Origin of the sequence: uncultured Solobacterium sp. (genome assembly GCF_963517755.1) — a bacterium.
Lineage (GTDB): Bacteria > Bacillota_I > Bacilli_A > Erysipelotrichales > Erysipelotrichaceae > Bulleidia.
The window spans coordinates 119503-135352 of record NZ_CAUQGG010000003.1 but is presented as its reverse complement, the minus strand read 5'-3'; the positions used below and the strand labels follow the sequence as shown (position 1 = coordinate 135352).

Below are 15850 nucleotides of genomic sequence, written 5' to 3'. Positions count from 1 at the left end.
AAAATAAAACTCCTTTTCAGGAGTCTTATTGTCCGATAATTACATAGTAGGAAGGCATGAAGTATGTAATACCAATGACCTGAATACCATCATTTTCGTTCATTGCCTGTACTGTTTGACCTCCACCAAGAGCGATAGCTACGTGGTAAGGTGCAGATTCAGAACCCCAGAAGTATAGAGCACCTGCTGGAGCATTCCATACGTCATAGCGGTGTGTTCCTAATGTCTGCTGTGTATATGTAGTTCTTTGTGAAATACCATAGCAGTACTTAACAAGACCTGAGCAGTCAAATCCAGATGGAGATGCACCACCCCATACATATGGTGTGTTACCTACGAATGATAATGCAAGGTTAATTGCATCAGTATATGCACCATACTGTCCATATTGTGGAGTTGGAGCTACATACTGTTCACTTTGAATATATTGTGCATATACCCAACCAACTTGTCCGTTGATTACGATTTCTTGCCATCCGTTAGAAACTGTATCTGTACAATAAACAGGATCGTTAACATTTAATGTTGTAATAATTGAACCTGATGTACTTGGAGCTGTACGAACATTAAGACGTACATTAGGATACATTGTCTTTGTTGGTGTAGGAACTGGTGTAGGTGTAGCTACTGGAGTCTCTACTACAGCTGGTGCTGCGGGTGTAGGCTCAGGTGTCTCAGTAACTGTTGTAGCTGCTGGAGTTTCTACTGCAGGTGTTTCAACAGTTGCAGGTGTCTCAGTAGCTGCTGGTGTAGCAGGAACATCGATTGTCTCGTTATTACCCACTGCAGCATTTGCGTTATTACCAATTTCCTTAATGGAATCAATTTCCTTCTGAAGTTCAGCTAACTGTGTTTCCAAACTATTTGTAGTAGCAGTTGTAGCTGCATCAGTTGTTGTGCTTGTTGATGAATCGGTTAATGCCTTTACAGCCTCAAGTTGAGCTGTAACTTCAGCTGCTTTTGTTTCTGCTTCAGCTTGTTTCGCTACTGCTACTTCGACAGGAGTCTTTACAGTAACAGTTAATACAGCAGATGAAGTATGACCAGCTGTATCAGAAACTGTATAAGTTACTGGATACTCACCATCTTTATCCATATCTACTTCACCACTTACTGATAATACAGGTAAGATACCAGAATCATCATTAATATAGGAAATATAACTAGAAGCGTTAAATGTATCACCGTTATTTACTGTAACGGCATCACTCTTAAGTTGTACTACAGGTGCACTGTCTTGTTTCAGTTTAACAACAACCTTCTGTACAAAGGAGTATCCAAGCCTCTTTTCAACCTCCTTATCCCCTGTACTTGCTAAGTTGACTTTTACTGTAACAGTTTGAATACCTGTTGCGTTTCGATCAAAACCAGTAATATCAGCTACACTCTTATCAAGTGAGATATAGTTCAAATCATATCCACCGAGTAAAGCACGTTGCTTGATAACTTCGTTCTTAATCGCTGTATAAGGATCTTCTTCCTGTGCGTCTACAGTAATAACTGGTAACGCATTACTTGTAAACGGATTGGCAGCTTCTTCTGCCTTTACATGTGTTATTGATACAGAACCTGCAACTAATACTGCAGATAATGCACCAGTCACAATCATTCCCATTTGTTTTTTGATAGTATTTTTCATCATGGCTGTATTCTAACCACTTTCCTATTTCATTTGCAATCATATTCAAGTGTTTTTCGTGTTTTAAATTTACGAAAAGTGTTAAATATCCTTATTTTATGCTATTTTTCCGCATTTTTAATTTTTAAAAATTTTTTTGATTTTGTTACAAAAACTGTAAAAAAATGTGAAATTTGTTACTTTTTCCCATATTTTCAATTTTTTCGTCAAAAAATAAGTTGCACTTCCAATCAATCGATATAGTTCTTGGAAAATCATGAATAAAGGAAGTCCAATAAGACTTCCTTTATTCGTTATTTTTTGTATCGGTTTTACTCTTTTCTTCTATACAATCCTAAGAACAAAAGTGTAACTAGAGAGATTGAGAGTACTGCAATAAGTGGCCATACATGAAAATAATCAGCTGTTGGAGGTGTTCTTGGAATGGAGTTTGTAATGATGTATCCATTATCTTGATCACCTGTCACCAGTGCTATATATCCTTCTACAGGGCGTTCTTTTACCGTATATATAAATGTATTACCATTTGCATCATTCTTTGGGAGATTCTCAAATGTTATCACCCAGTTGCCACTAGAATCTGGAATGATAGTCTCATATCCTACGTATTGTGGTAGTTCACCTGCAATAGCACGGTAAAGTTCTATATCGATACTCTCCGGAAGTCCACTTGAGCGAATATCTTTCCACTCTTTTCTAACACTAATGGAAGTTAAATCACTTTCTCCCATTTCTACTGTACCATTTGATCCAATACCTCCACCCCTTGTTAAGGAGTAGTTACCAGAAATAATAACTCTAGCAAGTGTTTGTGCATTTGTATCTTGCACCACATCGGTATGAAGACCTAGGTATTCGTCATTGATTGCGAGTAGTTGTCCAGATAAATGATTGAGTGGAACTTCATTTCCATCATCATCTTTCCAGTTATAAGCTGTACCACCAAGCATCAGTGGTGATATTTCATAAGTAGGATCTCCACTATGTGCTCCATAATAGTTACTTGCCAGAATATAGATTTCATTTGCGCTTTCTGCCGTATTTGCATATAACGCAACACCATTCTTCAAATAAATCTTAGTCTTTGAAATTGGGCAGGAAGCGTAGCCACCGCCCTCCATCTCTGCCGTATTATTTGTTATTAAGGCATTGGTTAACTTTAATTCACCATTTTGAAATGATGGGACCATACTATTAAATCCATTGACATAGATACCACCACCGCCAAAAGCGAAATTACCCTGTCCTGTTCCTGTCATTATATTATTTGTAATATATCCACCAGAAATTGTGGCAGTTGCATTTTTTCCAATAAAACCAGCTTGTACAAAGATTCCACCGCCACCAGTACCAGAGCGATTATCATCAATCGTTCCACCAGTCATGACAAGATTATCTTTTCCATTGGATGCGGAATTAGTACCAAGCGAAATCCCTCCACCCATCTCATCAGAACGATTATGACGAATCATAGCTGTACCACTAATCGTTGTAGTATTTGTGCCATCAAGATATGCAGACCAAGAAGCGATACCTCCACCTGCCGCAACCTTATTACCATCACTAACTGCATGATTGTTTTCAATCACACCACCAGACATATTAAAGTTAGCTCTACCACCTAGGTAAATCGCACCACCCCAGTTTGCTTGATTATCGTGGATGTATCCACCTGTCATATTTAAAGTACCAGCTTCAATAGTCACCGCACCACCAGTACCGATATTGGAATGTCTTACTTCATTATTCTCTAGGACCGTTCCATCCTGTATTGTTGCAATCGCATTCGCTACTCTAATTAAAGAATAGATGGGGCCAGTTGCAGTGATATTATCTTTATTTCCATCAACTGTAATATCATGGAAGATAGTATCTGCTTGGGTCTCTAACAGATAATCTGTAAATGCAGACTCACGCTTTAAGATTGCATTTGTTCCAGCTAATGATATCTCTCCAGAAACCGAAACGGTACCAGTTACCCAGATTGTGGTAATGGTTTGATTTGCAGTTGCGATTTCCTTAGCCTTTTCAAATGTCTTTACTGCATTTGTGGCAGTACTGCCATCGTTTGTGTCATCTCCACTAACACCATCTAGATAAATTTCAGTTGTTGATGGTGCTCGCAGTAATGTAAGAGTGATTTCTGAAGAATCTGATGTTTCTTCTATACCTTCATCCTCAGCATGTACTAATAGTAATGAAGCACCAACTGAAAACACTAAAAGTGCTACCATAATAGCTTTGAACCACCGATATTTTTTCTTCAACATTCCTAGAATCATGATATCCCCCCTTCTGTGATGTAGTTCTATTTACCATTACGTAAAATATTTATCATTTACTAAATATAGTATAGCCTATAACTATATGATTTTTAAGTAATTGTTGAGGAAAACAAGTTTTATAAAATATTTTGAAGAGACAAATGAAAAAATCTTGTCTGTATATACAAACAAGATTTTCATTATTTAATTTAAGCGATATCTTCGTCTGGAAGTTTTTCATCGAAGTCTACAATCTGGCTATGACCAGCTTCTACTGCTAAAGCAGCCAGGTCATTAACGTTATGAATATAACTTCTAGCCATACTTGCTTGTAGAACCATTCCGACATTCAATCCAGCAACTACATCGATATTACATTCAGCCGCATACTCTTTGGCAAGTGTGCAAGCTTCACGATAAGTTGTACTATCCTGTACATCAGCCATGATGAGGATATTGCCACTTTGCTTCATAGATTCAATTGCAGTACGTAGTCTATTAATGAATTGATCTACAGTCTCTTCTAATAGAAAGGATACGGTGGTATAGTCTTCTAACTTTCCAGAAAGGATCTCAACTGCACTACTTACACCTTCTGGAAATTTACCATTACCAGTAATGATCAGTCCAATCATAGTACTACTCGATTCCATTTGGATTCATTTGGGTAAAATTCCATGAATCTCTGCACATCTGATCAATATTATACTGTGCCTTCCAACCTAATAATTCTAATGCCTTTGTTGGATCAGCATAGCATTCCGCAACATCTCCTGCTCTACGTGGCAAGATTTCATATGGTAATTCTCTACCACATGCCTTGCTATAAGCTTGAACAACCTGTAATACACTATATCCATTACCTGTACCAAGGTTTACCTTTTCAACACCCTTATGCTCTAGTGCATATTTAACAGCTGCGATATGACCATCTGCTAAATCACATACATGGATGTAGTCACGAACTCCTGTTCCATCAACTGTATCATAGTCATTTCCAAATACACGAACCTTTTCGCTTGTACCAATCGCAACACGAGCGATATAAGGTACTAAGTTATTAGGGATACCATTTGGAACCTCTCCCAATAATCCACTTGGATGTGCTCCAATTGGGTTGAAGTAACGTAATAACATGATAGACCATTCAGGATCTGACTTACTTAAATCCTGTAAAATCATTTCATTCATTAACTTTGTAGAACCATAAGGGTTTGTTGTAGATACTGGGAAATCTTCTCGAATTGGGCAAGACTCTGGTGAACCATAAACAGTTGCACTAGATGAGAATACAAGTGTCTTACATCCAGCTTCCTTCATTGCCATATATAGGTTTAAAGAACCAGTAATATTATTTTCATAATATGTTAGTGGAATTTCTACAGATTCACCAACTGCCTTATAACCCGCAAAGTGAATGACCGCATCAATCTTATTCTCCGCAAAAATCTGATCTAATCCCTTACGGTCTAAGATATCTGTCTTGTAGAACTTTGGCTTTTTACCCGTTAGTTTTTCGATACGGTCTAATACAACTTCTTTTGAGTTGTAAAGATTATCTAACACAACGACGTCATAACCTGCATTCATTAAAGATACACAAGTATTTGAACCAATAAAGCCAGTACCTCCCGTCACAAGAATTGTTTTCATTTTATTTATTCTCCTCTACTTTATAAATAATTTGGAAATATCGTTCCATGTCGCAAATATCATAACACTGATTAACAGTAGCCAACAAATAATCATGATAGCTGTCTTTAATTTTTCATTAAACTGCCGCCCTGTAATCCATTCAAGTACTGTAATAACAACCTGCCCACCATCTAATACTGGTAGTGGTAATAGATTGAAAATACCGACATTCAAACTAATTTGTGCTACTAACATCATATATGCCCCAAAGCCAAGACTTGCATAGGTCGCTGTAGCCTGATAAATTCCGACAGGACCAGATAATTGGTTCAAGCCCTTACCTCGTACAAGATTTAATAGTGCCTGTATGGTCATTGATGTAATAACCTGCATCTCAACTAAGCCATAATACCAGCAGTTTAGAAGATTAATCTTAACCTGTTCTCCTGCTTTTGCACTGATGCCAAACATATAGCTGTCTGTTTCTTTGTTGTAGGTTGGTGTAACCTCAACTGTTACTATTTTTCCATCACGCAAGATAGTGAAAGTTTCTGTACCCTTATTATCACCGTTGAACGCTTGGAATTCTAGGAATGTCTTTGGTTCAACGGATGAGCCATCTTCTTTAACAACTTTAATAATACGGTCTCCAGCCTGCAAACCTGCCTGTTCAGCTGGGCTATTTTCTAATACCGTCGCAATCACCGGTTCACTTGATTTTGTAAATGTACCAGTGTGTAACAAGAACATAGAGAAGATTACCCATGCAAGTAGGAAGTTCATTGCAACACCTGCAAGCATGATACAAATCTTCTTCCATGGCTTTTGGTCTGTAATTCTTCTTCCCTCAGGAACCTTTACATTCGGATACGCCTCATCTCCTTCGGTTTCACCTGCCATTGCAACATAACCACCGATAGGTAGTGCACGGATAGAGAACTGTGTCTCTTTTCCTTTCCGTGTAAAGATAGCTGGTCCCATACCGATTGAGAATTCAAAACAATAGACACCAAATGCTTTGGCAACTAAGAAATGTCCGAATTCATGAATCGTTACAATAATGGAAAGTAATACGATAAATAAAACTGCTGTCATTGGTTTACTCCTTGTATTTGTTGATATGCGAAGTCTCTTCCCCAACGATCCGCATCAATTAAATCTTGTACTGTATTGACCGGTTGATAGGTTACAGTATGCACTGCATTGATAACGATGTCTTCAATCGCTAAAAACGGGATCTGTTTCTTTCTAAATGCAGCATTTGTGACTTCATTTGCGGCATTCATGACAGCTGGAAGATTCCCTCCCTTTTTACCAGCTTCATACGCTAGTGCTAGTAATGGGAACCTTTCTAAATCTGGCTTTGCGAAATGTAAGCACGCAACCTCTGTTAAATCTAATGGCTTTTCTAAATCAAGCGGATAACGATGAGGCCAAGTTAATGCATACTGAATTGGCAAACGCATATCAGGTGCACCAAGTTGTGCCATCACACTGTGGTCTACATATTCCACCATAGAATGAATGACCGACTCCGGATGCATCACCACATCAATATGGTCATAATCAATATCAAATAAATAATGTGCTTCAATCACTTCAAATCCCTTATTCATCATATCTGCACTATCGATTGTAATTTTAGCACCCATTGCCCAGTTAGGATGCGCAAGTGCTTGTTCTACCGTAACATCCTTTAACTCTTCTCTTGTCTTATTGCGGAAAGAACCACCTGAAGCAGTAATCAGAAGTCGTTTTACTTCTTTATGCTCATTTCCCTGTAAGGCCTGGAAGATGGCAGAGTGTTCACTATCAATTGGATACAAAGAAACGCCATACTCCTTGATTGCCTTTTCGATTAATTCTCCACCAACAACAAGTGTTTCCTTATTGGCAAGTGCGATATGATGACCTGCTTGGATTGCATTTAGCGTTGGTAAAAAACCAACAAATCCAACAAGTGCATTTACTAAAAGATCATATTCTTTCATCTTAGCAAGTGTAATCAAGCCATCATCTCCGTAGTAGAAATGAATATCTGGATATTGAGCAGCTAACTCCTTCATATCTTTTTCTTCACATACACATACGTGTGACACATGAATTTTCTTTAGAATTTCTTTTAAGGTATCGATACGATGACCCACACTTAATCCAACGATTGAAAACTCATCTGGATGTTGTAAAACAACATCAATTGTTTGGGTACCAATAGAACCACTGGCACCCAATAACATCAAATGCTTCATTTTAGATACCCCATAAGATCATCAAACCATTAAAAGCCATCAGGCAGAAAATCAGTGAGTCAATACGATCAAAGATACCACCGTGTCCTGGCAAAATATTTGAGAAATCTTTAATACCAAATCTACGTTTAATTGATGAGAAACTTAAGTCACCAATCTGTGCAACTGCAGGAATAATCAAACTAGCAGTAATCACAAGTTCTTTTGGTAGATATGTAGTTACTAGTAGTCCCCATAACAAGGCACCAATCGCACCAACAAGATATCCACCAATCGCACCTTCCACAGTCTTATTTGGTGAAACATGCGGAATTAACTTATGCTTTCCAAATAATGAACCAGAAAGATAAGCACCCGTATCACAGAAGAAACAACCAATTAACACAAAGATAATTGTTAAGAAACCTGTTTTGGCACCATCTTGATAAATGACTGAAATACAACGTAAACCCAAGCCTAACAAGATAGACATCAATAATGTATACGCTGTTAAATCGCTGCTTTCATTTTTGCGTAATAACTCTGTAACAAATAGCACAATCACCCAAATTGCAAGGATTGCTGGAAACATTGAACGGTTGATATAGTACATTGCCATTACAGCAGCTAATGTCATAAAAGATAAAAACCAATGTTTCTTTTGATCCGTTAAAGACGCAATCTCAAGAGAACCTAATGCACTTACAAGAATCAAAAGTGCCTGTAATAAGTTTCCACCAAAATAGAGCGGTGGTGCTACAACAAGAATAATCACAAACGCAACGATTGTTTTTAATTTCATTTTAGACATTCTTAACTCCTCCAAATCGTCGATCACGATTTTGATATTCCTCTAAACAACGCTTTAATACATCTGGTGTAAACTCTGGCCATGATTCTGGTACAAACTCTAACTCCGCATACGCAATCTGCCATAATAAATAGTTCGAAATCCGCTGTTCGCCACTTGTACGGATTAAAAGGTCAACAGGTGGGAAATCTTTGGTCATCATATATTGATCAAAATCTTCCTCTTCGATATCCAGTGCAGCCTTTCCATCCACAACATCTTGGGCATACTTTCTAGCCGCAAGTAAGATTTCTCTTCTAGAACCATAGTTCATACAGATATTAAGCGATAAGCCATGATTATCTTTTGATTCTTCCTCCGCATCACGCAATACCTTTTGTGTTGCCTTTGGTAACATATCCAATTCTCCAATAATACGCATACGGAAGCCCCTATCTAAGAACTCCTGCATATACTTCTTGAAGAAGAATGCTGGTAATTTCATAATGTAGTTTACTTCATCAGCTGTTCGTTTCCAGTTCTCAGTTGAGAAAGCATAGAGTGTAAGATATTCAATTCCCATCTCATCTGCTGCAATTGCGATGGTACGAACATTATCACTTCCAACAAGATGTCCTGCTGTACGAGGTTTTCCCTGTGCCTTGGCCCATCTACCATTGCCATCCATGATAATTGCTAAGTGTTTACATGTATTCATATCAATTCTCCACTAACTATCTTATTATACCTTTTTACTACAAAAAAATCAGCCTGTACACAGACTGATCATAAAGTATAACTTTGCGATTAAACCTTTAACACTTCAGCACTCTTAGCAGCTGCTAAATCATCGATCTTCTTAACATACTTATCAGTAAGCTTCTGAATCTCGTTTTCGCAATCCTTCTGAGTATCTTCATCCATTGTCTTATCCTTCTTTACAACAGACATTGCGTCACGGCGGATATTACGGATTTGAATCTTACATTCTTCCCCCATCTTATCAACCTTCTTTGTCATTTCCTTACGAGTATCACCTGTTAACTGTGGAACTGTTAAACGTATAACTGTTCCATCGTTAGATGGAGCAATACCTAAGTCTGCTTCATTACATGCATGTTCAATAGCCTTTAAGCTACTTGGGTCATAAGGTTTGATAACAAGTGTACGACCTTCAGAAACGGATAACGCCGCAATCTGGTTGAGTGGTGTTGGGGAACCATAGTAGTCCACTTCAACACGATCTAACATCTTAACGTTAGCTGCCCCTGTACGTACTGTATTTAATTCTGATTGTAGATGTTCGATAACTTTGTCCATCTTTACTGCGCTGGAATCAACGATTGCGTATGCCATTATTACTTCTCCTCCTTATTAATGATTGTTCCAATCTTTTCGCCCTTCATTGCTTTGACGATATTGTCTTTCTCATTCATGTTAAATACCATGAGTTCCATGTCATTATCCATACACATACTTGTGGCAGTGGAATCCATGACCTGTAATCCTTTATTTAATAGGTCCATATATGTTAAATGTGTATACTTCTTCGCATTTGGATCCTTCTTAGGATCTGCACTATATACGCCATCTACACTATTCTTTGCCATTAAGATAACTTCTGCTTTAATTTCACTCGCTCTTAAAGCTGCGGTCGTGTCGGTTGAGAAGTATGGGCTACCAGTTCCTCCACCGAAAATAACAACTCTTCCCTTTTCCAAGTGACGAATCGCTCTACGCTGAATAAATGGTTCAGCAACCTTAGACATTTCGATACTTGTCATCACTCTTGTATCAACACCAATACCTTCAAGAGATGATTGTATTGCCAGAGCATTAATAACGGTTGCTAACATGCCCATATTGTCGCCTTGTACGCGATCAATTCCTAATCCTTCAACTACTTTACCGCGGATGAAGTTACCTCCACCAACAACGATAGCAATTTGAATTCCTAATTTCTGTGCTTCTTTGATTTCCAAGGCAAGATTTTGTAAAATGCTTGGATCAAAGTTCTTTTCATTCCCTGCCAAAGCTTCTCCGCTTAGTTTCAACAGAACTCGTTTATACATGATGTTTTTCCTCCATATGTATTTCTATAGTATTATAGCATTGCTAGAAAGAGTTTTCATTCCTTTTTATATATGTTTAAATGAGAACAGCGAGGTTATTCTATGACACAGTACGCAATTGCCGATATCGGCTCTAATACCATCGTCTTATTAGTTTATGAGATGGTCAATCATTACCCAACACCTATCCTACATATTTCTACTCCAGCACATCTCATTGACTATGTTGATGGAAATCGAATCATGTCAAAAGAAGGTATTCTAAAAGCAACCGAAGTATTACAATCCTATGCAGATAAGCTTGATGAAATGCACGTACAATACCGCTTTGCGGATATTACAGAACCATGCCGTATCCAAAATAAAGAAGAACTTGTAGCATCTCTTCAAACAACAGGATGGGACATCTACCCACTTAGCGGAAATGAAGAAGCACTCTACGATTTCTTAGGTACAAAGTATTCATATCCAAATCTTACAAACGGCATCGCATTTGATGTTGGTGGCGGTTCTACTGAATTAATTTCATTTATAAACGGACAACCAATCGATGCGATGAGTTTCCCACTTGGATGTGTACGTTTAAGGCATCTACCAATCGATACATCAGAATGTGCAAAAGAAATTCTTTCTGCACGCACACGATATCCATCTTTAAATACTACATGTGAAGAACTCATTGGTATTGGTGGAACAATGCGTGCAGCAGGCAAAGTATATCAAGCTCTCTTTCAAGAAGAGTTAATCATTGAAGTTACCAAACTTCAAGAAATTTTCGATAAACTATGCATGCATGATTCTATCTTTGAAGAAGTTATGAAGGCAAATGTTGACCCTAGTCGACAGCCAGTCTTCTTACCAGGTCTACACATGATTTTAGAGATTGCCAGAATCTATCAAGCAAAGCGCATACTCATATCAAAAACAGGTATCCGTGAAGGTTTCCTTAAAATCCGACTAGAAGAAAAGGAATTAGAGAATTAAGTAATCCACATACAAAAACTCCTTACAGAAATCTGTAAAGAGTTTTTTATCTTACTAATTTGAATATTTTATACGCTTTGATGCGACAACTACTACCAATATTGTAGATAATAGTGTTAATAATCCGTATAACTTCACATGATTATTATCAGTTGTTTTTGGTGTAGGTGTTGGTGTTGGAGGATCCAGTGGCTTTTTGTTTGTAACTTTAAAGCCTTGGGTTATGTCACCTGAATACTCTACATCAAACTTTTTACCATCTAATTCAATGATATTTCCATTTTCACCTACTTCTTTGATAGCATAAGCAACGTCAGAACCATCATTGTTGTATTTTTGTAGATGTGCAAATGTATGTTTCCAATTATTTGTCGCATTTAATTCAACTGTTTCTACTTCATTACCATTTGCAAATAGAGTAATCTTTGTACTATTTGCAGTATCCCCATCCCAATTCTTTTCGACAGGAATATCAATTAAATCAGTAGTATTTGTATTTATAATCGTAAAACCTTCATCTTGATTACCAGTAATATCTGTAGCATAGTTTGCAACACTATCTTCCGTTATATAATACTCATACTTCGAAGGATCCTGTCCTGCTACAGTATAAAATTCATATTGTTCTCTAAATATATATTTCCAATTATTCGCTGCATTTAATTCAACTGTTTCTACTACTTCATCATGATTGTCAGTAACATTTCTAGATGTAGCATAGTCAAAATATGTAGTTGTATATTTCCGATGTAAAGTAACTTGTACTGATGATTGCATCTTACCTACCCATTTCTTTACAACTGGAATATCAATAATGGAACGGTTGATAATCATATCAATGACTCTTGTATGAACATATTCTGTCTTATATCCATTTACAGGTACTTCTTCAATCGTATAGTTAATCTCGTGTCCATCATTTTCATCAAATCTTGGATAACCTACAAATTCACTTTCCCAATCCTGTTCTTTTGTAACTTGAATTGTACCTACAACAACTCCATCTGCCAAAAGATTTACGGTAATAGAATCCGGTATTGCGACTGATGATTGCTGTACTGTAGTAGCTTGAGCATCTTCTTCAAGAGAAGTATCAACTTCATCAAGACCCGATGCATATGTCACATAGTTCAAGTTATCTGCATCTAACGCATCAGATTCAGCGACGAGCTCATTTAATTCCTCTTCATCATAGGAAACTGAATCTTCTGAATCCAATGTATTAACATTCAACATCACTGGTGGATATGCGGGACTAGGCGTTCCTGGAATAACAATATTAGGATATTCATTCCAAGATTTTCCTACTTTAATATTGATAATAGAAATATTATTAAAGATAAAAGATCTTTCTTCACTAGAACCGGTAGTAACAGTCTTAAATCTGAAACCATGAAATGCAAAGAGATCTTCATCTATGATTTCTTGTGTAGCCGTATAAGTAATCTCATTTCCATCTTGATCGTATCTTGGTAAATTTGCTTGTCTATATTCCCAAGCATTCTGATAATCTAATATGATTCCATCTCTTTGTTGACCAGTAGATGGATTCGTTGTTTGAATATCTAATTCTTCACCATTGGCGAACAAATGCACGCGAGCAGATAGCCTATCATTGCCAGTCCAACGACTTCTAAATAATATCTCTATTTTTTCATTTAGATTGATTGGTGTTGTAGGAGTTATTGTACCAGCAGCTGTAGTTGTTGTAGGTGCTGGTGTAGTCGTATCAATCGCATTAACAGAATTGTTAACACTCAATAACATTATAAAAGTGCATAAGATTACAAATATCCTTTGAAGTTTTCTCATACTCATACGATATATCCTCCCCTGTTTTCATCAATGAGTGTATACACCCTTAATTCCATTTACAAATTGATATTTACAAATAATTCCCTTAAATATACCTACAATTCAGTAAAAGAAACAAAGTCATACATAATACCCAATAATTTATCTTCAATATTCTACTTTGTAATATTTTCTCTGTACACTGTAAAAATTGAATCTTAAGATTTTCTTATAATAAGTTGATTCTTGTAATAAATATTACTGATTTGTTGATGTATGAAACTTCATTTTTTAACAAAAAGTTCGTTTCTTACGTGTATAATTTTATCATTGTATACAATTAAATTTGTTTTACTCTATCAATATTAAAACAATATTAATAGTTGTTATATTCAATTTTAAATACAAAAAGAGAACAACATTCTTGTTGTTCTCCCAAATTGAGCAATTCTTACTTAGCCATTGCTGCTACTTCAGCAGCGAAGTCGTCCTGCTTCTTTTCAATACCTTCACCTACGATGTACTTAACGAACTTAACAACTTCAGCGTTGTTTTCCTTTAAGTACTGACCGCACTTGAGGTTTGAGTCTAAGAAGTATTCCTGGTCAACTAAGCACATATCCTGTAATGACTTAGATACACGACCTTCGATGATTCCAGCCTTAACCTTTTCAGGCTTATTTGCAAGGCTTGGATCATTTGCCATGATTCCTTCTTGAACTTCACGTTCATGAGCTACTACATCCTGTGGCATTTCATTACGTGATACATATGTTGGGTTCATAGAAGCAACCTGCATTGCCATATTCTTAGCAACTTGAGCATCTGCAGTACCCTTAACAACTGTAACAGCAACGATACGTCCACCTTGGTGTGTATAAGAACCGAATAATTCATCATCGCTCTTTTCAACGATTTCGAATCTTCTTAATGTAATCTTTTCTCCGATAACAGCAACTGCACCAATGAATGAATCATTCAATGTGCCTTCTGCTGTAGGAAGAGCTAATGCCTCTTCAACAGTCTTAGCGTTAGAATTGAAGATTGTCTTAGCAGCTTCATCTAATAAAGCTAAGAAACGATCATTCTTAGCAACGAAGTCTGTTTCAGAGTTAACTTCTAATACAACAGCCTTGTTACCTTCGATTAAGATCTTAGCTAAGCCTTCAGCAGCAATTCTGCCTTCCTTCTTAGCAGCCTTAGCAATACCCTTTTCACGAAGCCAGTCAATAGCCTTCTTTGTATCGCCTTCACATTCTGTAAGAGCCTTCTTACAGTCCATCATTCCTGCGCCTGTTAATTCACGCAATTCTTTTACTTGAGCAGCTGTGATTGCCATTTTTACTTAGCCTCCTCAGTAGCTGGTGCTGTTGTAGCTTCTGCTTCAGCAGCTGGACGTGTTGTCTGACGGTTTCCGTTAGCGTCTCTACGGAATACACGGCGTTCGCCATTGTAGTTTCCACGACGTTGAGCCATCTGAGCACGACGTTCTTCGAACTTCTGTCTTCTCTTACGTTCATATTCAGCAGCCTGCTGTTCAACGTTGATGATTACATCCTTCATTGTAATGTCTTCAGCTGTCTCATCTTCTTGGTGAGCAACTTCTAATACACCACCCTTAGCTTCTAAGATAGCGTCAGCAATTACACCTACCATTAACTTGATAGAACGTACTGCATCGTCATTTGAAGGAATTGGGAAGTCTACTAAATCTGGATCAGCATTTGTATCGATTAAAGCGAATACAGGAATGTTTAACTTACGTGCTTCAGCTACTGCGTTGTGCTCTTCTAATGGATCTACAACGAAGATTGCATCTGGTAACTTCTTCATTCCCTTGATACCGCCAAGGAAGTTTTCAAGTCTTTCCTTCTTCTGTAAGAGAACTGCTTGTTCCTTCTTTGTGTAAACTGCTAACTGTCCGTTTGCTTCCATTTCTTCAATCTCTAATAACTTCTTGATTGACTTTTGGATTGTACGGAAGTTAGTCATTGTTCCACCTAACCATCTCTGGTTGATGTAGAAGCTTCCACTTCTTAATGCTTCTTCAAGAATTGTTGCCTGAGCTTGCTTCTTAGTTCCTACGAATAAGATCTTTCCACCATCTTCAGCAATCTTCTTTAAAGCGTTATAGGCTACTTCTAATTTAGCCTGTGTCTTTGCTAAGTCGATGATGTATACACCGTTCTTAGCTGTGTAGATGAACTGCTTCATCTTTGGGTTCCACTTGCGTGTCTGATGACCAAAGTGTACGCCGTTCTCTAACATTTTCCTCATTGAAACAACAGTCATATTTTCTATTTACCTACCTTTCCGTTGTTTTCCACCACAATTTCGAACATCATCAACATACGGCATGTTCATAGCGAACCCATATGCACGGGATAATGAATTCACTGTGTGAGAAGTACATCTTCCTTTTGCATAACAAAAGTACAAAAGAT

Annotated in this window: 14 protein-coding genes; 1 reads left to right on the top strand and 13 read right to left on the bottom strand. The window is 37.4% G+C overall.

Annotated features, from left to right (window positions below; genetic code table 11):
* Positions 1–25: 25 nt before the first annotated feature.
* From RWM19_RS02975 to pyrH, 10 genes are all read right to left on the bottom strand, one after another.
* Complete coding sequence (locus tag RWM19_RS02975; RefSeq protein WP_313983483.1) at positions 26–1642, bottom strand: NlpC/P60 family protein; 1617 nt, start codon at positions 1640–1642, stop codon at positions 26–28.
* A 308-nt stretch (positions 1643–1950) separates the two neighbouring features.
* Positions 1951–3921 carry a Cna B-type domain-containing protein gene (locus tag RWM19_RS02970; RefSeq protein ID WP_313983480.1) on the bottom strand — a complete coding sequence of 657 codons (1971 nt, stop codon included), beginning with the start codon at positions 3919–3921 and terminating at the stop codon, positions 1951–1953.
* A 191-nt stretch (positions 3922–4112) separates the two neighbouring features.
* Positions 4113–4538 (bottom strand): hypothetical protein, encoded by a 426-nt coding sequence (locus tag RWM19_RS02965; protein ID WP_313983478.1) that lies wholly within the window; start codon positions 4536–4538, stop codon positions 4113–4115.
* 4 nt (positions 4539–4542) lie between these two features.
* Positions 4543–5556 (bottom strand): UDP-glucose 4-epimerase GalE, encoded by a 1014-nt coding sequence (galE, locus tag RWM19_RS02960; protein WP_313983475.1) that lies wholly within the window; start codon positions 5554–5556, stop codon positions 4543–4545.
* Positions 5557–5571: 15 nt separating this feature from the next.
* Positions 5572–6633, bottom strand: a complete 1062-nt coding sequence (gene rseP / locus RWM19_RS02955; protein ID WP_313983473.1) for an RIP metalloprotease RseP — start codon at positions 6631–6633, stop codon at positions 5572–5574.
* Positions 6630–7787: a 1-deoxy-D-xylulose-5-phosphate reductoisomerase gene (locus RWM19_RS02950; RefSeq protein ID WP_313983470.1), complete on the bottom strand. Its 1158-nt coding sequence runs from the start codon at positions 7785–7787 to the stop codon at positions 6630–6632. The genes rseP and RWM19_RS02950 overlap by 4 nt, the downstream gene beginning before the upstream one ends.
* Before the next feature lies 1 nt (position 7788).
* Positions 7789–8577, bottom strand: a complete 789-nt coding sequence (locus RWM19_RS02945) for a phosphatidate cytidylyltransferase (RefSeq protein ID WP_313983468.1) — start codon at positions 8575–8577, stop codon at positions 7789–7791.
* Complete coding sequence (locus tag RWM19_RS02940) at positions 8570–9274, bottom strand: isoprenyl transferase (RefSeq protein ID WP_313983465.1); 705 nt, start codon at positions 9272–9274, stop codon at positions 8570–8572. The genes RWM19_RS02945 and RWM19_RS02940 overlap by 8 nt, the downstream gene beginning before the upstream one ends.
* An 89-nt stretch (positions 9275–9363) precedes the next feature.
* Entirely contained in the window at positions 9364–9912 is a 549-nt protein-coding gene (gene frr, locus RWM19_RS02935) for a ribosome recycling factor (RefSeq protein ID WP_294020940.1), read from the bottom strand.
* 2 nt (positions 9913–9914) lie between these two features.
* Positions 9915–10628, bottom strand: coding sequence for a UMP kinase (gene pyrH, locus RWM19_RS02930; RefSeq protein ID WP_294020938.1), 714 nt, complete (start codon positions 10626–10628; stop codon positions 9915–9917).
* A gap of 102 nt (positions 10629–10730) precedes the next feature.
* Here pyrH and RWM19_RS02925 point away from each other — a divergent pair, with 102 nt between their 5' ends.
* Positions 10731–11612, top strand: coding sequence for a hypothetical protein (locus tag RWM19_RS02925; protein WP_313983460.1), 882 nt, complete (start codon positions 10731–10733; stop codon positions 11610–11612).
* Between the two features lie 54 nt (positions 11613–11666).
* Here RWM19_RS02925 and RWM19_RS02920 read toward each other — a convergent pair whose 3' ends face one another.
* The 3 genes from RWM19_RS02920 to rpsB all read right to left on the bottom strand — a co-directional run bounded on the left by RWM19_RS02920 (position 11667) and on the right by rpsB (position 15698).
* Entirely contained in the window at positions 11667–13430 is a 1764-nt protein-coding gene (locus RWM19_RS02920) for a Cna B-type domain-containing protein (protein ID WP_313983457.1), read from the bottom strand.
* Positions 13431–13857: 427 nt separating this feature from the next.
* A complete protein-coding gene (tsf, locus tag RWM19_RS02915) occupies positions 13858–14745 on the bottom strand; it encodes a translation elongation factor Ts (RefSeq protein WP_313983454.1) in 888 nt (295 codons plus the stop codon).
* A gap of 2 nt (positions 14746–14747) precedes the next feature.
* On the bottom strand, positions 14748–15698 hold the full coding sequence (gene rpsB, locus RWM19_RS02910) for a 30S ribosomal protein S2 (protein WP_294022154.1): 951 nt from the start codon (positions 15696–15698) through the stop codon (positions 14748–14750).
* Positions 15699–15850 lie beyond the last annotated feature (152 nt).

Bases quoted from the DNA above. Each gene is read 5' to 3' on its own strand.
- RWM19_RS02920 (WP_313983457.1), bottom strand. From the start codon at position 13,430: ATGAGTATGAGAAAACTTCAAAGGATATTTGTAATCTTATGCACTTTT.
- RWM19_RS02925 (WP_313983460.1), top strand. From the start codon at position 10,731: ATGACACAGTACGCAATTGCCGATATCGGCTCTAATACCATCGTCTTA.
- RWM19_RS02965 (WP_313983478.1), bottom strand. From the start codon at position 4,538: ATGATTGGACTGATCATTACTGGTAATGGTAAATTTCCAGAAGGTGTA.
- galE (WP_313983475.1), bottom strand. From the start codon at position 5,556: ATGAAAACAATTCTTGTGACGGGAGGTACTGGCTTTATTGGTTCAAAT.
- pyrH (WP_294020938.1), bottom strand. From the start codon at position 10,628: ATGTATAAACGAGTTCTGTTGAAACTAAGCGGAGAAGCTTTGGCAGGG.
- RWM19_RS02970 (WP_313983480.1), bottom strand. From the start codon at position 3,921: ATGATTCTAGGAATGTTGAAGAAAAAATATCGGTGGTTCAAAGCTATT.
- rpsB (WP_294022154.1), bottom strand. From the start codon at position 15,698: ATGACTGTTGTTTCAATGAGGAAAATGTTAGAGAACGGCGTACACTTT.
- RWM19_RS02945 (WP_313983468.1), bottom strand. From the start codon at position 8,577: ATGTCTAAAATGAAATTAAAAACAATCGTTGCGTTTGTGATTATTCTT.
- frr (WP_294020940.1), bottom strand. From the start codon at position 9,912: ATGGCATACGCAATCGTTGATTCCAGCGCAGTAAAGATGGACAAAGTT.
- RWM19_RS02940 (WP_313983465.1), bottom strand. From the start codon at position 9,274: ATGAATACATGTAAACACTTAGCAATTATCATGGATGGCAATGGTAGA.
- rseP (WP_313983473.1), bottom strand. From the start codon at position 6,633: ATGACAGCAGTTTTATTTATCGTATTACTTTCCATTATTGTAACGATT.
- tsf (WP_313983454.1), bottom strand. From the start codon at position 14,745: ATGGCAATCACAGCTGCTCAAGTAAAAGAATTGCGTGAATTAACAGGC.
- RWM19_RS02950 (WP_313983470.1), bottom strand. From the start codon at position 7,787: ATGAAGCATTTGATGTTATTGGGTGCCAGTGGTTCTATTGGTACCCAA.
- RWM19_RS02975 (WP_313983483.1), bottom strand. From the start codon at position 1,642: ATGATGAAAAATACTATCAAAAAACAAATGGGAATGATTGTGACTGGT.